Here is a 19,489-nt window from a genome sequence, read left to right as displayed (position 1 = left end):
TTCTGCTGTGGCTTTTGCGGCTAGTGTATCAGAATCGCTTTAGTCACGGCACAATAAGGCATAATGGATCAAACGAGTAACGATAAGGGGCGCAAGTGAAACAGGATCTGGCACGCATCGAGCAGTTTCTTGATGCCCTGTGGTTGGAAAAAAATCTGGCAGAAAATACGTTGAACGCATATCGTCGCGATCTGTCAATGATGGTGGAGTGGTTGCATCATCGTGGACTGACGCTGGCAACGGCGCAAAGCGGCGACTTACAGGCATTACTGGCAGAACGGCTGGAAGGCGGGTATAAAGCCACCAGTTCCGCTCGTTTGCTGAGTGCGGTGCGCCGATTGTTCCAGTATCTTTATCGCGAAAAGTTTCGTGAAGACGATCCCAGTGCGCATCTTGCTTCGCCAAAATTACCCCAGCGTCTACCGAAAGATTTAAGTGAAGCGCAAGTCGAAAGGTTATTGCAGGCACCGCTGGTTGATCAGCCTCTGGAGCTACGCGACAAAGCGATGCTCGAAGTGCTGTATGCTACCGGATTGCGTGTCTCTGAACTTGTAGGGCTGACGATGAGCGATATCAGCTTGCGTCAGGGGGTGGTGCGGGTAATTGGTAAAGGCAACAAAGAACGCCTGGTGCCGTTAGGTGAAGAGGCAGTTTACTGGCTGGAAACCTATCTGGAACACGGGCGACCGTGGTTGCTAAACGGTGTGTCAATTGATGTACTGTTTCCCAGCCAGCGTGCGCAGCAGATGACGAGACAAACTTTCTGGCATCGCATTAAACATTATGCCGTGCTGGCGGGGATCGACAGCGAAAAGCTGTCGCCGCATGTGTTGCGTCACGCCTTTGCCACCCATTTGTTAAATCATGGTGCGGACTTACGCGTTGTGCAGATGTTGTTGGGTCATAGCGATCTCTCGACGACTCAAATTTATACGCATGTCGCTACTGAGCGTCTGCGGCAACTTCATCAACAGCATCACCCTCGGGCGTGATAGCTGAAAAGAACGGGATGATTTATGAAGAAAGGTTTTATGTTGTTTACTTTGTTGACGGCGTTTTCTGGCTTTGTTCAGGCGGATGACGCGGCAATACAACAAACGTTAGCCAAAATGGGCATCAAAAGCAGCGATATTCAGCCAGCACCCGTGGCAGGCATGAAGACAGTTCTGACTAACAGCGGTGTGTTGTACATCACCGATGACGGTAAACACATCATTCAGGGGCCAATGTATGACGTTAGCGGCGCGGCACCAATCAACGTCACCAACCAGATGCTGTTAAAGCAACTGAATGCGCTGGAAAAAGAGATGATTATCTACAAAGCGCCGCAAGAAAAGCACGTCATCACCGTGTTTACCGACATTACCTGCGGCTACTGCCACAAAATGCATGAGCAGATGGCTGATTATAATGCGCTGGGGATCACCGTGCGTTATCTCGCGTTCCCGCGTCAGGGACTGGAAAGCCAGGCGGAGCAACAAATGAAAGCCATCTGGTGTGCAAAAGATAAAAATAAAGCCTTTGATGACGTAATGGCAGGCAAAGCCGTTACCCCGGCAAGTTGCGATATCGATATTGCCGACCATTACGCACTTGGCGTACAGCTTGGCGTTAGCGGAACTCCGGCAGTTGTGCTGAGTAATGGCACACTGGTTCCGGGTTATCAGCCGCCGAAAGAGATGAAAGAATTCCTCGACGAACATCAAAAAATGACCAGCGGTAAATAATTCGCGTGAAACAACAGATACAACTTCGTCGTCGTGAAGTCGACGAAACGGCAGACCTGCCCGCTGACCTGCCCCCCTTGCTGCGGCGTTTATACGCCAGCCGGGGCGTGCGCAGCGCGCAGGAACTGGAGCGTAGCGTTAAAGGTATGCTGCCCTGGCAGCAACTGAGCGGTGTCGAAAAGGCCGTTGAGATCCTTTACAACGCTTTTCGCGAAGGAACACGGATTATTGTGGTCGGTGATTTCGACGCCGACGGTGCCACCAGCACAGCTCTGAGCGTGCTGGCGATGCGTTCTCTCGGCTGTGACAACATCGACTACCTTGTACCGAACCGTTTCGAAGACGGTTACGGCTTAAGTCCGGAAGTGGTCGATCAGGCTCATGCGCGTGGCGCGCAGCTGATTGTAACGGTTGATAACGGCATTTCTTCCCACGCAGGTGTTGAACATGCTCGATCGTTGGGCATTCCGGTTATTGTTACCGATCATCATTTGCCTGGCGAAACTTTACCTGCGGCGGAAGCCATTATTAATCCCAATCTGCGTGACTGCGAGTTTCCGTCGAAATCGCTGGCAGGCGTTGGCGTAGCGTTTTATCTGATGCTGGCGTTACGCACCTTTTTGCGCGATCGGGGTTGGTTCGATGAGCGTGGTATCGCAATACCGAATCTGGCGGAATTGCTGGATCTGGTGGCGCTGGGTACGGTGGCGGATGTAGTGCCGCTGGACGCCAATAATCGTATTCTGACCTGGCAGGGGATGAGTCGCATCCGTGCCGGGAAGTGCCGTCCGGGGATTAAAGCTCTGCTGGAAGTGGCAAACCGCGATGCACAAAAACTCGCTGCCAGCGATTTAGGTTTTGCGCTGGGGCCGCGTCTCAATGCCGCCGGACGACTGGATGATATGTCCGTTGGCGTGGCACTGTTACTTTGCGACAACATCGGCGAAGCGCGCGTTCTGGCTAATGAGCTTGATGCACTAAACCAGACGCGAAAAGAGATTGAACAGGGAATGCAGGTCGAAGCACTGACCTTGTGCGAGCAACTGGAGCGTAGCCGCGATACGCTGCCTGGCGGGCTGGCAATGTATCACCCTGAATGGCATCAGGGCGTCGTTGGTATTCTGGCTTCGCGCATCAAAGAGCGTTTTCATCGTCCGGTTATCGCCTTTGCGCCTGCGGGCGACGGTACGTTGAAAGGTTCTGGGCGCTCCATTCAGGGACTGCATATGCGCGACGCGCTGGAGCGGTTAGACACGCTCTACCCTGGCATGATGCTCAAGTTTGGCGGTCATGCGATGGCGGCAGGATTGTCACTGGAAGAGGACAAATTCGAACTCTTTCAGCAACGCTTTGGCGAACTGGTTACCGAGTGGCTGGATCCGGCATTATTACAGGGTGAAGTGGTTTCCGACGGCCCGTTAAGTGCAGCGGAGATGACCATGGAAGTTGCGCAACTGCTGCGTGATGCCGGTCCGTGGGGGCAGATGTTCCCGGAACCGCTGTTTGACGGTCATTTCCGCCTGCTGCAACAGCGGCTGGTGGGAGAGCGCCATCTGAAGGTCATGGTTGAACCGGTCGGCGGCGGCCCGCTGCTGGATGGTATTGCTTTTAATGTCGATACCGCCCTCTGGCCGGATAACGGCGTGCGTGAAGTTCAACTGGCCTACAAGCTGGATATCAACGAGTTTCGTGGCAACCGCAGTCTACAGATTATCATCGATAATATCTGGCCACTTTAGCGTCGTCTTCTCTATAAAAAAGAGTGTGGATTGGGTACAATCCCGCTCTTATCACCGCATTTTGACTAGCTCAATAAAAGAAATCAGACCATGTTTGAAATTAATCCGGTAAATAATCGCATTCAGGACCTCACGGAACGCTCCGACGTTCTTAGGGGGTATCTTTGACTACGACGCCAAGAAAGAGCGTCTGGAAGAAGTAAACGCCGAGCTGGAACAGCCGGATGTCTGGAACGAACCCGAACGTGCGCAGGCGCTGGGTAAAGAGCGTTCCTCTCTCGAGGCTGTTGTCGATACCCTCGACCAAATGAAACAAGGGCTGGAAGATGTTTCCGGTCTGCTGGAACTGGCTGTAGAAGCTGACGACGAAGAAACCTTTAACGAAGCCGTTGCTGAACTCGACGCCCTGGAAGAAAAACTGGCGCAGCTTGAGTTCCGCCGCATGTTCTCCGGCGAATATGACAGCGCCGACTGCTACCTTGATATCCAGGCAGGTTCCGGCGGTACGGAAGCACAGGACTGGGCAAGTATGCTTGAGCGTATGTATCTGCGCTGGGCAGAATCGCGCGGTTTCAAAACTGAAATTATCGAAGAGTCAGAAGGTGAAGTGGCGGGTATCAAATCCGTGACTATCAAGATCTCCGGCGATTACGCTTATGGTTGGCTGCGCACAGAAACCGGCGTTCACCGTCTGGTGCGTAAGAGCCCGTTTGACTCCGGCGGTCGTCGTCACACGTCGTTTAGTTCCGCGTTTGTTTACCCAGAAGTGGATGACGATATTGATATCGAAATCAACCCAGCGGATCTGCGCATTGATGTATATCGCGCGTCCGGTGCAGGCGGTCAGCACGTTAACCGTACCGAATCTGCGGTGCGTATTACTCACATCCCGACCGGGATTGTGACCCAGTGCCAGAATGACCGTTCCCAGCACAAGAACAAAGACCAGGCCATGAAGCAGATGAAAGCGAAGCTTTATGAGCTGGAGATGCAGAAGAAGAATGCTGAGAAACAGGCGATGGAAGACAATAAATCTGACATCGGCTGGGGCAGCCAGATTCGTTCTTATGTCCTTGATGACTCCCGCATTAAAGATCTGCGTACCGGGGTTGAAACCCGCAACACGCAGGCAGTGCTGGATGGCAGCCTGGATCAATTTATCGAAGCAAGTTTGAAAGCTGGGTTATAAGGAACCAACATGTCTGAACAACACGTACAAGGCACTGACGCGGTAACCGATCTTAACAATGAACTGAAAACACGTCGCGAAAAGCTGGCGAACCTGCGCGAGCAGGGGATTGCCTTTCCGAATGATTTCCGTCGCGACCATACTTCTGACCAACTGCATACAGACTTCGACGGTAAAGAGAACGAAGAGCTGGAAGAGTTGAACATCGAAGTCGCTGTAGCTGGTCGCATGATGACTCGCCGAATCATGGGTAAAGCTTCTTTCGTTACCCTGCAGGATGTCGGTGGTCGCATTCAGCTGTATGTAGCTCGTGATGATCTGCCGGAAGGCGTTTATAACGATCAATTTAAGAAATGGGATCTTGGCGATATTATCGGCGCAAAAGGTAAGCTGTTTAAAACCAAAACCGGCGAACTGTCGATCCACTGCACCGAGCTGCGTCTGCTGACCAAAGCACTGCGCCCGCTGCCAGACAAATTCCACGGCTTGCAAGATCAGGAAGCGCGTTATCGTCAGCGTTATCTGGATCTTATCTCTAACGATGATTCCCGCAACACCTTTAAAGTGCGTTCACAGATCCTCTCTGGCATTCGCCAGTTCATGGTGAATCGCGGCTTTATGGAAGTTGAAACCCCGATGATGCAGGTGATCCCTGGCGGTGCGGCTGCGCGTCCGTTTATCACCCATCATAACGCGCTGGATCTCGACATGTACCTGCGTATTGCGCCGGAACTGTACCTTAAGCGTCTGGTGGTTGGCGGCTTTGAACGAGTGTTCGAAATCAACCGTAACTTCCGTAACGAAGGTATCTCCGTACGCCATAACCCAGAGTTCACCATGATGGAACTCTATATGGCTTACGCGGATTACAAAGATCTGATCGAACTGACCGAATCGCTGTTCCGCACTCTGGCGCAGGATATTCTCGGTAAGACCGAAGTAACCTACGGTGATGTGGTACTGGACTTCGGTAAGCCGTTCGAAAAACTGACCATGCGTGAAGCGATTAAGAAATATCGCCCGGAAACCGACATGGCAGATCTGGATAACTTCGACTCTGCGAAAGCGATTGCTGAATCTCTCGGCATTCACGTTGAGAAGAGCTGGGGGCTGGGTCGTATTGTGACCGAGATCTTTGACGAAGTGGCAGAAGCGAATCTGATTCAGCCGACCTTCATTACTGAATACCCGGCTGAAGTTTCTCCGCTGGCGCGTCGTAACGACGTCAACCCGGAAATCACCGATCGCTTTGAATTCTTTATTGGCGGTCGTGAGATTGGTAACGGCTTTAGCGAACTGAACGATGCAGAAGATCAGGCGCAGCGTTTCCTGGATCAGGTTGCGGCGAAAGACGCAGGCGACGATGAAGCAATGTTCTACGATGAAGATTACGTTACTGCGCTGGAACATGGTCTGCCGCCGACAGCAGGTCTGGGAATTGGTATCGACCGTATGGTTATGCTTTTCACCAACAGCCATACTATCCGCGACGTTATTCTGTTCCCGGCGATGCGTCCGGTAAAATAAGTATTACGCGTAAGCACATAACCCCGGCAACCGTCGGGGTTTTTTATTTAAGCTGTGTAAATGCAGACAATTGTTTTCTGGCTTCGCTATTGGCTGCCTGCATCACCATCCACGGGCTGAACGCCCACGGCGTAGCATCAATACCGTGTAATACATCTGCTAAATCACACCATTGATAATCCATCACTTCATCATTGTTGGGCTGTAACTCGCTGATTACGCGAGCGGCAAATACCGGGCACACTTCATTTTCGACAATGCCACTCGGATCGGTGGCGCGATAGTGAAAGTCAGGATAGACCAGTTCTGGTGATGTTATTTCCACACCCAGTTCAAAGCGGCAACGGCGGATCACTGCGTCTTCGTTGCTTTCTCCCAGTTGTGGATGCCCACAAACCGAGTTTGTCCACACACCCGGCCATGCTTTTTTGCTCAGTGCGCGGCGGGTAACTAATAATTGCCCTTTGGCATTAAACAGCCAACTGGAGAACGCGAGATGTAAGGGGGTATTTGCCGTGTGTGCAGCATATTTTTCCAGTGTACCCGAAGGGACTCCCTGTGCATTCAGTAAAATGACGTGTTCCGTTTGCATAATTTCTCACATGTAATTCTAATCACTCGTCATTATAGATAACAGAAGTGTTAAATGATTAACCAAGTGAGCGTTTATCGACAACCGCCCGTTTTGAGCGGATGCCGACAGAGAAAGACCATTTAAAAAAGCAACATCATATATTTGAAGCGGCTTTCAATAGCCATTGCAACGCAGTCAGAAATGACAGGAATGGAGATCATTAAGAGTAATAACAGACTGAATATAGCGCGCATTAAAAGATTCATATTATTCTCCATGCTCATTTTTCTTCAGCTTGCGCATCAGAAGCCACATACGTACTGTCCTGACTTTTAGATCTTTATCAGAGACGGATTCCTTCACCAGGTCAGCATGATGCTGATAGCCATTAAAGAAGACGTTCAGCACAACGGCGCTAAGGGTTGCGAGCATAATGCCGCTATGCAGCAACGGTTGCAGTACGGCTGGTAATTTAGAAAAAAAATCGTGAGAAAGCGTCGGGGTCATGCCAACGCCGAGACTGATTGCCACAATATAAAGGTTGTAACGGTTGGTGGTGTAGTTACAGCGCGACAGAATCCGAATCCCTGTTGCCAGCACCATGCCGAACATCACCAGCCCCGCGCCGCCCAGCACAAATTGCGGAATGGAAGCCACCAGCACCGCCATTTTAGGCACCATGCCGAACAGAATTAAAATAATCCCCGAAGAAATACACACCCAGCGGCTATGAACGCGCGTCACGCTGACCAGACCGACGTTTTGTGAAAAAGATGTATGCGGAAAACTGTTAAACGTTCCGCCGATCATGGTTCCTACGCCATCCACGCGCAGCCCGCGAATAATGTCGTGCGAAGAGAGCTTACGACCGACTATTTCACCCAGTGCCAGGAACATCCCCATCGACTCAATAAATACGATGATGAGAACTGCGGTCATGGTCAAAATAGAAACGGGGTCGAAAATCGGCATACCAAACGACATCGGCGTAACAATCGCAAACCACGAAGCATCATGCAGCCCGGATAAATTGACTTCATTCATCATCCATGAAAGTAAAAAGCCAAAAACAATCCCCAGTAATACGGCAACATTGGACATAAATCCTTTTGCATAGCGAGTAATAAGCAAGATGAAAATTAAGACTGCGAAGGAGATTCCTAAATAAACGGGATTACCATATTGCGGATTTCCTTTACCTCCCGCAGCCCAATCAATGCCCACCTGAATAATACTCAGCCCGATAGAGGTAATAACCACACCGGTAACCAGCGGTGGGAACAAAGGCATTAAGCGACCAATAAGCGGCGCTAATAATGTGGTGATAAATCCGGCTGCGATGGTTGCGCCAAAAATCCCCAGCAGCCCGATATCCGGGTTCATCCCGATAGCTATCATTGGCGTTACAGCTGCAAAGGTCACTGACATAATAACGGGCAGGCGAATCCCCATAAAACGACCGATGCCAATGCATTGCAAAAGTGTGACGATACCGCAGCAAAAGAGGTCGGAGCTAATAAGCATCGCTATCGCCTCTTTGGTAAGGCCGAGTCTGTCACCAATCATCAGTGGTACAGCGACTGCGCCTGCATACATCACAAGTACGTGTTGCAGACCGAGTATGATCAACTTTCCTGGTGATAATATGCGGTCAACCTCATCGGTGGGGCGGTCTTGCCCTGAAGATGAGGGAAGTTGGGAATCTATGGCGCTCATCAGTCATTCTCCTTTCGCTCGCCAGAGTGAAATGCAACCGTTTACGTTAATAAAACTGTTTAATGACATGCTCGTGGGATGCCAGTTTTAACGAGGAAGGGAAGTTATAGAATGGAAATGCGGAGGCAATCACATAATCCTGGTTAAACCAAGAAAATGAGAAAAGAATAAGACAATGGAATTATCTTTAATTTTCTCATATTGATATGTCTTTAATCATTCTGGCATGTTGCACTCTCGCATTTAATGCTTTTGAGTTGGATTACTCTGTTTTCAGCGATGGAGTTTAATTAATGAAAGCGGCACAGATTGAGGGGTAATAATTTGACCTCAGTCGCAAAATATCATTAAAGCGGACACGTTTTATAATATATGCCCGTTTATTGCATCGCGACATTTGAGAAGACATAACTCATCAAATGAAAGGGATGCAAATGAATAAGTTTATCGCTGCTGAAGCTGCGGAATGTATAGGCTGTCATGCCTGTGAAATTGCCTGTGCGGCGGCACACAATCAAGAAAACTGGCCGCAGAGCTACAGTGACTTTAGACCCCGTATTCACATTGTTGGGAAAGGCCTGCACGCGAATCCGGTGGCCTGTCATCATTGCAACAATGCCCCCTGCGTTACGGTTTGCCCGGTAAATGCTCTGACTTTCCAGCCTGATAGCGTACAACTGGACGAGCAAAAGTGTATTGGCTGTAAAAGATGCGCAATCGCTTGCCCCTTTGGCGTAATCGAGATGGTCGGTTCTATTGCGCAGAAATGCGACCTTTGTAACCAGCGCAGTTCCGGCGCGCAAGCCTGTATTGAGGTCTGCCCAACACAGGCGTTAAGGCTGATGGACGATAAAGGGTTACAGCAGATAAAGATGACCCGCCAGCGCAAAACGGCAGAAGGAAAGGCGTCATCAGATGCTCAGCCATCTCGCCGTGCAGCGTTGCTCCCCGTTAACCCGCGCAAAGGCGCAGAGAAAATTACAGCGAGCGAGCGGAAGACTCACTTTGGCGAAATCTATTGTGGACTGGATCCGCAACAAGCAACTTATGAGAGTGACCGCTGTGTTTATTGTGCCAAAAAAGCCAACTGTAACTGGCATTGTCCGTTGCATAACGCCATTCCGGATTACATCCATCTGGTACAGGAAGGGAAGATTATTGAAGCGGCAGAACTCTGCCACCAGACCAGCTCCTTACCAGAAATCTGCGGCAGGGTATGTCCGCAGGATCGGCTTTGTGAGGGCGCATGTACTTTGAAAGATCACTCTGGCGCAGTCTCTATCGGCAATCTGGAACGCTATATTACTGATACTGCGCTGGCGATGGGCTGGCGTCCCGATGTCAGCCAGGTCGTTCCGCGTATGGAACGGGTAGCTGTGATTGGTGCCGGGCCAGCAGGACTGGGGTGTGCCGATATCCTGCGCGCGCCGGCGTTCATGTTGATGTCTTTGATCGCCATCCGGAAATCGGCGGTATGCTCACCTTTGGTATTCCTCCTTTCAAGCTCGATAAAGCGGTGTTAAGCCAGCGGCGGGAGATATTCACCGCGATGGGGATCGACTTTCATCTCAACTGTGAAATTGGTCGTGATATCTCTTTCAACGACTTAACGACAGAATATGACGCTGTTTTTCTTGGCGTGGGGACTTACGGGATGATGCGAGCGGATCTGCCGCATGAAGATGCGCCCGGTGTGATTCAGGCGCTACCGTTTCTGACCGCGCATACTCGCCAGTTGATGGGGCTGCCAGAGTCTGCAGAGTATCCGCTGACGGATGTAGAAGGTAAGCGAGTTGTCGTATTGGGGGGCGGCGATACAACAATGGATTGCCTGCGCACATCCATTCGCCTGAAGGCCGCCAGTGTGACCTGTGCTTATCGGCGTGATGAAGTCAGTATGCCCGGCTCGCGAAAAGAGGTGGTTAATGCGCGTGAGGAAGGCGTTGAGTTTCTGTTCAATGTTCAGCCGCAATATATCGCTCTTGATGATAACGGGCGCTTAAAGGCGGTGGGCTTGATTCGTACCGCAATGGGTGAGCCGGGGCCTGATGGTCGCCGTCGTCCACGTCCGGTGGCGGGATCTGAGTTTGAACTGCCCGCCGATGTGCTGATTATGGCCTTTGGCTTCCAGGCACATGCCATGCCGTGGTTGCAGGGCAGCGGCATTAAACTTGATAAATGGGGGCTGATAAAAACTGGCGATGCAGGGCATTTATCCACCCAGACGCATCTGAAAAAGGTTTTTGCCGGTGGTGATGCCGTTCATGGTGCGGATCTGGTCGTCACCGCAATGGCAGCAGGAAGACAGGCGGCACACGATATGTTAGCTATGTTTAATACGAAGGCATCGCGATGAAATCGTTAATTATCGTTAATCCAGCTGACTGTATTGGCTGCCGTACTTGCGAAGTGGCTTGCGTGGTCGCCCATCCGTTAGAACAGGAGTTGAATGCGAGTTTCTTTCTCCCACGTTTAAAAGTGCAGCGTCTGAACAACATTAGTGCGCCAGTGATGTGCCATCAGTGCGAAAACGCCCCTTGTGTTGGCGCTTGCCCCGTGCAGGCGCTGACGATGGGCGAACAGGTGGTACAGGCAAATTCTGCCCGCTGTATTGGCTGTCAGAGTTGTGTCAGTGCGTGCCCGTTTGGGATGATCACTGTTCAGTCTTTGCCCGGACATACTCGCCAACTCATCGTGAAATGCGATCTCTGTGAACAGCGGGAAGAGGGGCCAGCCTGCGTTGAATCTTGCCCAACGCAGGCGTTGCAGTTGATGACTGAGAGAGAACTCAGGCAAATCCGCCAGCAGCGTATTGCTGCCAGCGGCGAGAATCATCTCTGATAGAAATCTCCGCGCTGAAAGGCGCGGAGAATCTCTTAAATAGCCCAACCACCAGCGTAAAACGCGACCAGGGCGACGGTAATGATAACCGTACCAATATTCAGTTTTTGCCATTCGCGAGCAAAGACGCGACCTACAACCAGCGTCACAAAGCCCAGCATAATACCGGTAACGATATTGCAGGTCAGGACGATGAACACGGCACACACCAGTCCGGCCATTGCATCAATAAAGTCGTTGAAATCCAGCTTCGAAACGTTGCTTAACATCAGTAGACCAACGTACATCAGTGCAGGGGCTGTGGCATACCCAGGGATCAGAAACGACAGCGGAGATAAAAACAGAATCAACAGGAACAATGCACCAACCACGGTAGCGGTCAAACCGGTTTTGCCTCCGGCGGCGGTTCCTGCCGCTGATTCGATATAAACTGCCGCAGGTGCCGCACCCACTAAACCGGAGAATATTGAGCTAACCGAGTCACTGGTCAGGGCTTTGCCACCGTTGATTATTTGGTTGTCTTTATCCAGCAGATTCGCCTGACCGGCTACTGCACGGATGGTGCCGGTGGCGTCAAACACAGCAGTCATCACTAATGCCAGTACACTCGGAAGTACGGTTGGCTGGAGCGCGCCCATAATATCCAGGCTGAAAATCAGAGATTTTCCATCTTCGCCAGTCAGACTCGGCATTGCCACCAGACCGTGGTATTTCACCGCCGGATCAAAAATTAAGCCGATGATCGAGATGGCGATAATGACCAACAAGATCCCACCAGGTACGCGGCACTTCTCCAGGCCGAAAATCACCGCTAATCCCAGCAAGCTCATCAGCACCGGGAAAGAGGTAAACGCCCCAAGCGCAACTGGTAAGCCTTCAATCGGGTTTTTGATGACCATACCTACGCCGTTAGCGGCAATCAGTAGCAGGAACAGACCAATACCGATACCTGTACCGTGCGCAATACCCATTGGTAAATTGCGTAAGATCCAGGTTCGCACGCCAGTTACGGAGATAGCGGTAAATATCAGCCCCATCAGAAAGACCGCCCCTAGTGCTACCGGAACGCTAATTTGTTGCCCAAGTACCAGGCTGAATGCAGTAAATGCTGTCAAGGAAATGGCGCAACCAATCGCCATTGGCAGGTTAGCCCATAACCCCATCAGCAGAGAGCCGAAGCCTGCGACCAGACAGGTGGCAACGAAGACCGCTGCGGGAGGAAAACCTGCTTTACCCAGCATTCCCGGCACTACGATAACGGAGTAAACCATAGCGAGGAATGTGGTCAGACCCGCCAGTACCTCCTGGCGAACGCTGCTGCCACGAGCGGTAATTTTAAAATAATTATCCAGCGCGCCCTGTGGCTTTGGTGCGTCCGGTGTTTGTAGGATGTCTCCAGACATAATGATGTCCTCACGAGGTTTATTATTAGTTACGTTCGTACACCAGACGACCATCAACGTAGGTGCGGTAGATAGAACGGTCATCGCCCAACGTCATCATCACGAACAATTTGTCGACTAAAGAAACAGAGTTGTCATAGCGCAGTTGCTGCAGCGGTGTGGCGGTAGGTTCCATCACCACGAAATCAGCCTCTTTGCCTGGTATAAAGTTGCCGATCAGATCGTCAAGCCCCAGAGATTTCGCGCCACCGAGCGTGGCAAGATAAAATGCTTCATATGCTGAGAGACGATAGCCCTGTAGCTGCAATACTTTGTAGGCTTCGTTCAGTGTTTGCAGCATGTTGAAGGTGGTTCCTGCGCCAATGTCAGTCCCCATGCCAACTTTGACTTTCTTATTCCATGCTTTTTTCAGGTTGAATAAGCCGCTGCCGAGATAAAGGTTGGAGGTTGGACAAAACGCGATGCTGGATTTAGTCTCGCTGAGACGATCCCACTCTTTTTCTTCCAGATGGACGCAGTGAGCAAAGACGCAGTTTTTACCTGTCAGGCCATACTGGTGATAAACATCCAGATAACCATCATGTTCAGGATAAAGCTCTTTCACCCAGGCAATTTCATCTTTGTTTTCACACAGATGGGTATGTATCCACGTATCGGGAAACTCTTCTTTCAGGCGTTGCGCCATTGCCATCTGTTCGGGAGATGAAGTCGGTGCGAAGCGCGGCGTAATGGCGTATAACAGACGTCCATTTTTGTGCCAGCGTTTGATCAGTTCTTTGCTTTGGTGATAGCTGCTTTCTGCGGTATCGAGCAGATAATCCGGCGCATTGCGATCCATCATCACCTTGCCGGCAATCATGCGCATATTGATATGACTGGCGGCTTCAAACAGCGCATCAACGGATTGCGGATGAACAGTCCCAAACACTAGCGCCGTGGTTGTGCCGTTGCGCAATAACTGTTTGATGAAAAATGCAGACATTTCGCGGGCATATTCTAAATCTTCATAACGACGCTCTGTGGGGAAGGTGTGTTTATTCAGCCATTCCAGCAACTGCTCGCCATAGGCACCGACCATTTCACTTTGCGGATAATGGATATGTGTATCGACAAAGCCCGGAACTATCAGTTTGCCGCGATAGTCGCGAACGCGAATGGTGTCAGGAATTTGATGCTTTCCGTCCTCCCATTTGCCAAACCACTCCACTTTCCCTTGTTTAATGAGTAGTAAACCATCCTCAATAAACCGCAGCGCAGAGGCGATCTCTTCCGGGTTATCGACTGTACGGGTGACATCAATAAAACTGCCTCGTACTGCTTTTAACGTGTGTTCTCCTGACATCATTGACTCCTTTACTTTTAATCCATCTCTTCCGCTGAGGTAATACCAGGCAGAACGTTTTCCTGTCGGTAGCCACCAGGGAGAATAATATTTAATAAAATCGCAGTTAACCCGCCTGCACAAATAGGGTTTTCAACTAATACATAAATAGAGGCAGGCAATATTTTAAAAATTTCGGGATCGTAGGAAACACCAAGACCTAAACCTAATGAGGTGGCGACGATAAGTGTTTCACGGCGTTTTAAGCCATTGGTGATAATGATGCGGATACCGGCAATGGCAATCATGGAAAACATTAACGTCATTGCGCCCCCCAGAACTGCCGAGGGGATAGTGGTGAAGAAGCCGCCGATCATCGGAAATAACCCGAGGATAACCAACATAACCGCGATGGTTCGCCCGACATAACGTGAAGCGACGCCAGTCATCTGAATAACCCCATTATTTTGCGCAAACGTGGTTAGCGGTAATGAACCGACAGCGGAGGCGATAACAGAGACCAGACCATCTGCCAGCACGCCACCTTTCAGTCGGGACTGATATTCATCACCCTGAATAGGACGGCGGGAAACCATTGCCGTGGCGGTGATATCGCCTACTGCCTCCAGCACGCTAAGCAGATAAATAGTGCCGACCACCAGGAACTGATGGAAGCTGAAACTAAATCCGTATTTGAACGGATGTGGGATAGTGATTAACGGCAGGTTGCGCATACTGCTGAAATCCACCATGCCAAGACATAACGACGCGATATAGCCGACGCAAAGCCCGATGGCGATCCCGCCCATGCGTAGCAACGGACTACGGCAGCAGTTAAAGCCGATCACCACAATCAAAACCAATAAACCAACGCCGAGATGTTCGTAATTGCCGAACGTACCGCTGCTTTTGGCTGCAAATCCACCGCCAAAATCGATAATGCCGACTTTAATCAGGCTTAAGCCGATCATCAGCACCACAATGCCGCTGACGGTGGGGGTGATAACCCGACGTAGATAAGGCAGGATAAAAGAAGAACCGACAACCAGAAATGCGCCGACGAAGGAAACGCCAAGCAGCGACGACATGATTAATTCTTCGTGGAAACCATCGCTTTTCATGCTGCTGCCCAGCGCAATCATGATGGTAACAAATGAAAAATTGACTGACTGAATGGAGAGTAAACCGGAACCCACGATGCCATAACGGTTTACCTGTAACCATGTTCCAATGCCGGAGGCGATCATCGCCATTGAAACCAGATAGGCGGTCGTTTCTGCGGAAAGTTGTAAGGCCGCACCCACAATTAATGCGGGAGTCACCATCGGAACGAAAATTGCCAACAGATGGGTAATTGCGCCAACAATAGCCTGATGAAAGGGAGGGCGATCCTCCAGTTCAAATATAAGGTCGGAACCTGCATGGTTTATATCAGACATCCCTTCACTCCTTTTAAAGTAAATTTGATCATCTGAATCAGTAAAATAAATACCCACGAATTTGGGGCGCAGGACGCCTTGAGAACGGCTTATCTCATTTTCGCAGTTACTATTTAGTCATCGTTCAAACAGAGAAACAGGCCGCAGAAGCGGTAACAGATTGTTGATAAATCGCGCTTTGTTCATGCCGGAAGCGGCGTGAACGCCTTATCCGCCTGCCAAATCATGCTAACTCAATATATTGCAGTCGACATGTAGGTCTGATAAGCGCAGCGCATCAGGCCATTTCGCGTTTGTCAGCAATCCAGGCCGCCGAAGCGGCCATTTATTACTTATATTTTTTCCAGCGCGGTGAGTATTTTCTCCGGAGTGAAATGCCATTCGCGTAACCAGATGCCGCAGGCATCGTGAATTGCGGTAGCTATTGCTGGTGCTGCGCCATTTACGCCAATTTCCGAGATGGACTTCGCCCCGAACGGGCCGACTTTATCGTCGCTCGGCACCAGTACGGCACGGAAATCACGTGGGATGTCACCAATTTTCGGTGCGCCGTAACTGCGTAAATCGCGGGTTAACGGGTGACCTTCGGTGTCATAAATGATTTCTTCGCTCATACTGTGTCCGATAGCACGCAGGGTAGCGCCGTAGATTTGTCCCAACGCTAACTCCGGATTGACCGGCGTACCGCAATCCAGCAGGGCGTAGAATTTGTCCAGGCGGATTTCACCGGTACGCGTGTTGACGGCAACTTCAGCAAAGTTTGCACCATACGGGAAGGCGAAATCAGGCGTGATATAACTGGCTGTTCCCACCAGTGAACCAAAGCCAGTACCGGTTTCGCCTTTATGGGCAATATCCCCGAAACTCACTTCGCCTTTCTTACCGCGCACGACGCCCGGCGTTGCCAGTTGAACATCTTCCAGTGGCTCACCCAACATTTGCGCGCCGTGGAACAGAATTTTCTCCCGCAGATTTTCCGCTGCTAAACGCGCCGCGTTGCCCGAGAAGCAAGTACCGGACGAGGCATATGCGCCTTTATCAAACAAGGCATGATCGGTATCACCGGAGATAACATGCACGTCCTGCGGTGGGCAGTGCAGCACTTCTGCTGCCAGTTTGGTCACCACAGTATCCAGACCAGTACCAATATCCGCACCGCCAGAATGAACGATAAAGGTACCGTCCGATTCCAGTTTGATCATGCAGTTAGCTTGATCGATATCCGGGATCCCCGATTTCTGCATGATAATGGCAACGCCACGACCGATGCGCCAGTCACCATTTTGCGGTTTCGGTGAAGACCATTGAATCATCTCGCGACCCTGACGCAGGATCTCTTCCAGCGCGCAGCTGGCGGCAGATGGAACGGATGTCGGTGCTTTACCTTCACCGATTGCACCGAGGATTTTCAGCTCTTGTCCTTCGTGTACCCGGTTTCGTTCGATAATTTCCAGTTGGTCGATCTGCAACTGTTCAGCCAGTTCCGCTAATGCCATGGTGATCGCGAAGTTACCTTTCGGTGCGCCATAACCCTGATAAGCACCATTTGGACAAATGTTGCTGTAGTAGGTGGTGACCTGGAAATCGACGTTATCGCACGGATATAACGGCAGCGACAGCGCCGGTCCGTTACAGGGTACGGTGAGTGAATGGTTGCCGTAAGGCCCCGTGTTAGCACGGAAATCCATCTTCACTGCCGTCAGGCGACCATCTTTTTTCGCCCCCAGTTTGACAGTGACTTTCGCGACGTGACGAGAGGTGTTGGCAATAAACTCTTCTTCACGGGTGTAGCGAAACAGCACCGGGCGCCCGGTCACGCAGGTTGCCCAGGCGCACACTTCTTCCAGCAGAATGTCTTGTTTAGAGCCGAAACCGCCACCTACGCGTTCTTTAATGACATGAACTTTATGTTGTTTCATACCTACAAGGCGCGCAACCTGGCGGCGTAAGTGCCACGGTACTTGAGTGGAGGCGTGAATAACCAGCCGATCGCCATCCATCCGGGTAAAGCAGATATGTGTTTCAGTCGGGCATTGCTGCGCCTGAGTTGAGTTATAGGTTCGCTCAATGATCACATCGGCATCGGCGAAGCCTTTATCCATATCGCCAATATGTCCATGAATACTGGCGGCGATATTTTTGCGTGGGCGAGAACCGATAGGGAAGTTAATGATCATATGCTCGCCGCGCTGGGCTGCATGACTGTTGTCATCTTCCAGAGTATCTGGCGCACCAGCGACATACACCACCGGTTCATCGTGCACGACAGGTGCATCCTCCGCCATTGCTTCGTCGATCGACATTACCGGTTTAAGCACTTCATATTCAACGTCAATGAGCTTCAGTGCTTCGAGCGCAATTTCTTCACTTTCAGCAACGACCGCAGCAACGCGATCGCCGACGTGACGCATTTTCTTGCCGAACATGCGGCGGTCAAGTGGTGACGGTTCCGGCGCGCTCTGACCACCAGGGGTGTAATAGATGTCCGGGCAATTCAGGTGAGTAATAACGTGAACGACGCCCGGTAATGCTTCGGCTTTGCTGACATCCAGATGGGTAATCAGTGCGTGAGCGTGTGGGCTACGTAACATTTTAATGACGCAGGCGTCAGCCGTTACGCGGTCTTCAACATAGCAGGGTTTCGCCTGCACCATTTTCGCGGCATCAGTTTTAGGATAGTGCTTACCAATGACTTCAAGGTCGTCGCGGAAAGTCGGGGCGATATCAATCGTGGCTTGTGGGTTATTTTTACGCGCAACCGCCAGTTCAACGACCTGGTAGTATTGCTGCCAGCCAGCATCGCGGCTGAACAGACCAGAAAGCGCGTCGTCGATCTCTTCGCGGGTAGGTGCAGCGATGCGATCAAGAAGATCGGTAATAATCAGAGCCGCAGCCGGATCGTTATAACCGGACTGCACCACGCCGACATCAACCATTGCCTGCTGAACCAGACTTAACTCGTTCCATTTGCCCAGTGATTCTGCGGTACGAATGTCTGCTTTTTCTAACTGTGCGGCAATAAGCAGGGATGCGTTGACGATATTACCGTTAAAGATAATTGCGTCAGAACCGGCAAAACCGAAACCATCATCACTGTTGCGTACAGAGTGCATTCCCATGTGAAACAACAGCTTTTGCACGTTTTCGCCAGGATTAACGGTTAGCGCCTGGGGCGCGCCATTTAAAGTAAAGTGGATAATCATACGGCTTCCTCCCCAGCCTGTTGGCAGTCGGCATACAGGTCGGCTACCAGAACTCCCGTGATATAGCGTTTATAGGCCACGCTGCCCCGCAAATCTTCCTGCGGGAAAATGGCGTTGGCGACAGCCTGTTCAAGTGCATTGCCTTCCAGATTTTGTTTTTCAACATCGTGCAGACGCAGGGCTTTACTGGCGACGCCATCCAGCGCAATTCGCATACCGTCGTGGTCGGTTAACGCAACGGCCGCAGTCACCACCGTTAACCCAGCCTGGGAACGGCTAATTTTGCGAGTCGCGCAGGTGCGATACGGATCTTTAATGATGATTTCCGTCAGCAGACGATCGCATGGACAGGCCAGGTAGTCCTCGATTGACAGCGTTTCGCCGTTGCCAAAAACCAGTTCAGCATCCAGTGCCAGCAGGACGGGAAGCAGCACCGACTCTTCCTGCCGGGCGGCGATTTCACCACCAATGGTCGACTGATTACGAACATGGCGTGAGTAAACAAAACCGAGGGCTTCACGCAGTGCTGCAGGAATAAATCGCGCATCACGCAGTGGCTGCAAGCGAGACATTGCGCCAATCCGCAGTGCACCGTTATCCCAGTCAACCCAGTCCAGTTCCAGATCCTGTAAGGAAATGGCAATCTTTTTATCGGTACGGGTTGGTGTGGCGTTGAGTTTGCTGCCCTCGGCGAACCAGACGGCTTCATCCTGGTAGCGGCGCTTCAGTTCCAGCGCCTGTTCGACAGAGTCGGGCCTGAAAAATTGTTCAATCATCTTCTTTCCTTATTTAACCCTCTTCCCTACGGGA

General features: G+C 51.1%; 15 protein-coding genes and 1 pseudogene. 8 read left to right on the top strand and 8 right to left on the bottom strand.

Translation table 11 applies throughout. From position 1 onward, the window contains the following. Nucleotides 1-95: 95 nt before the first annotated feature. From xerD to lysS, 5 genes are all read left to right on the top strand, one after another. Complete coding sequence (gene xerD, locus WC5_RS19210) at nucleotides 96-992, top strand: site-specific tyrosine recombinase XerD (protein WP_000806649.1); 897 nt, start codon at nucleotides 96-98, stop codon at nucleotides 990-992. Between the two features lie 24 nt (nucleotides 993-1,016). After that, nucleotides 1,017-1,727 carry a bifunctional protein-disulfide isomerase/oxidoreductase DsbC gene (gene dsbC / locus WC5_RS19215; protein WP_000715234.1) on the top strand — a complete coding sequence of 237 codons (711 nt, stop codon included), beginning with the start codon at nucleotides 1,017-1,019 and terminating at the stop codon, nucleotides 1,725-1,727. Between the two features lie 5 nt (nucleotides 1,728-1,732). Next, nucleotides 1,733-3,466, top strand: coding sequence for a single-stranded-DNA-specific exonuclease RecJ (gene recJ, locus WC5_RS19220; protein ID WP_000813172.1), 1,734 nt, complete (start codon nucleotides 1,733-1,735; stop codon nucleotides 3,464-3,466). Nucleotides 3,467-3,556: 90 nt separating this feature from the next. Then, nucleotides 3,557-4,655, top strand: a protein-coding gene (gene prfB, locus WC5_RS19225; RefSeq protein ID WP_001701073.1) for a peptide chain release factor 2 whose coding sequence is annotated in 2 segments (ribosomal slippage) — nucleotides 3,557-3,631 and nucleotides 3,633-4,655 — 1,098 coding nt in all. Because the reading frame shifts where the segments join, the coding sequence is not laid out codon by codon here. Between the two features lie 9 nt (nucleotides 4,656-4,664). Then, nucleotides 4,665-6,182, top strand: coding sequence for a lysine--tRNA ligase (lysS, locus tag WC5_RS19230; RefSeq protein WP_000003093.1), 1,518 nt, complete (start codon nucleotides 4,665-4,667; stop codon nucleotides 6,180-6,182). A 43-nt stretch (nucleotides 6,183-6,225) separates the two neighbouring features. Here the strand turns inward: lysS and idi are convergent, their stop codons facing one another. After that, the gene (idi, locus tag WC5_RS19235) at nucleotides 6,226-6,774 is read right to left on the bottom strand and encodes an isopentenyl-diphosphate Delta-isomerase (protein WP_001192778.1); all 549 of its coding nucleotides are present in this window, start codon (nucleotides 6,772-6,774) and stop codon (nucleotides 6,226-6,228) included. 54 nt (nucleotides 6,775-6,828) lie between these two features. Between idi and WC5_RS25180 the strand changes: the two genes are divergently transcribed. After that, complete coding sequence (locus WC5_RS25180; protein WP_123056740.1) at nucleotides 6,829-6,900, top strand: hypothetical protein; 72 nt, start codon at nucleotides 6,829-6,831, stop codon at nucleotides 6,898-6,900. Here WC5_RS25180 and yqfG read toward each other — a convergent pair. After that, complete coding sequence (gene yqfG / locus WC5_RS19240; RefSeq protein WP_016159664.1) at nucleotides 6,897-7,022, bottom strand: protein YqfG; 126 nt, start codon at nucleotides 7,020-7,022, stop codon at nucleotides 6,897-6,899. The two genes, WC5_RS25180 and yqfG, sit on opposite strands and share 4 nt — an antisense overlap. A 1-nt stretch (nucleotide 7,023) precedes the next feature. Then, nucleotides 7,024-8,472, bottom strand: coding sequence for a urate/proton symporter UacT (gene uacT, locus WC5_RS19245; RefSeq protein ID WP_010347966.1), 1,449 nt, complete (start codon nucleotides 8,470-8,472; stop codon nucleotides 7,024-7,026). A 434-nt stretch (nucleotides 8,473-8,906) separates the two neighbouring features. Here uacT and ygfT point away from each other — a divergent pair. Together ygfT and WC5_RS19250 are read left to right on the top strand one after the other, a co-directional pair. Continuing rightward, nucleotides 8,907-10,828: pseudogene (gene ygfT / locus WC5_RS0121755) on the top strand (formate-dependent uric acid utilization protein YgfT). After that, entirely contained in the window at nucleotides 10,825-11,313 is a 489-nt protein-coding gene (locus WC5_RS19250) for a 4Fe-4S dicluster domain-containing protein (RefSeq protein ID WP_000838403.1), read from the top strand. The pseudogene ygfT and the gene WC5_RS19250 overlap by 4 nt, the downstream one beginning before the upstream one ends. A 35-nt stretch (nucleotides 11,314-11,348) precedes the next feature. On the opposite strand, the gene ghxQ is transcribed toward WC5_RS19250, so the two are convergent. The 5 genes from ghxQ to ygfM all read right to left on the bottom strand — a co-directional run bounded on the left by ghxQ (nucleotide 11,349) and on the right by ygfM (nucleotide 19,455). Beyond that, a complete protein-coding gene (gene ghxQ / locus WC5_RS19255; protein WP_000012142.1) occupies nucleotides 11,349-12,716 on the bottom strand; it encodes a guanine/hypoxanthine transporter GhxQ in 1,368 nt (455 codons plus the stop codon). A 25-nt stretch (nucleotides 12,717-12,741) separates the two neighbouring features. Then, a complete protein-coding gene (gene guaD / locus WC5_RS19260) occupies nucleotides 12,742-14,058 on the bottom strand; it encodes a guanine deaminase (protein ID WP_010349348.1) in 1,317 nt (438 codons plus the stop codon). 17 nt (nucleotides 14,059-14,075) lie between these two features. Continuing rightward, complete coding sequence (xanQ, locus tag WC5_RS19265; RefSeq protein WP_016231414.1) at nucleotides 14,076-15,476, bottom strand: xanthine/proton symporter XanQ; 1,401 nt, start codon at nucleotides 15,474-15,476, stop codon at nucleotides 14,076-14,078. A 332-nt stretch (nucleotides 15,477-15,808) separates the two neighbouring features. Further along, the gene (locus WC5_RS19270; RefSeq protein ID WP_000583584.1) at nucleotides 15,809-18,679 is read right to left on the bottom strand and encodes a molybdopterin-dependent oxidoreductase Mo/Fe-S-binding subunit; all 2,871 of its coding nucleotides are present in this window, start codon (nucleotides 18,677-18,679) and stop codon (nucleotides 15,809-15,811) included. Further along, a complete protein-coding gene (gene ygfM, locus WC5_RS19275; protein ID WP_000572435.1) occupies nucleotides 18,676-19,455 on the bottom strand; it encodes a molybdopterin-dependent oxidoreductase FAD-binding subunit in 780 nt (259 codons plus the stop codon). Before ygfM ends, WC5_RS19270 begins: the two co-directional genes overlap by 4 nt. Nucleotides 19,456-19,489 lie beyond the last annotated feature (34 nt).

This window comes from Escherichia sp. KTE114 (genome assembly GCF_000407765.1).
GTDB lineage: Bacteria > Pseudomonadota > Gammaproteobacteria > Enterobacterales > Enterobacteriaceae > Escherichia > Escherichia ruysiae.
The sequence above is the reverse complement of the archived record's forward strand: the minus strand, read 5'-3'. Positions and strand labels throughout refer to the sequence as shown.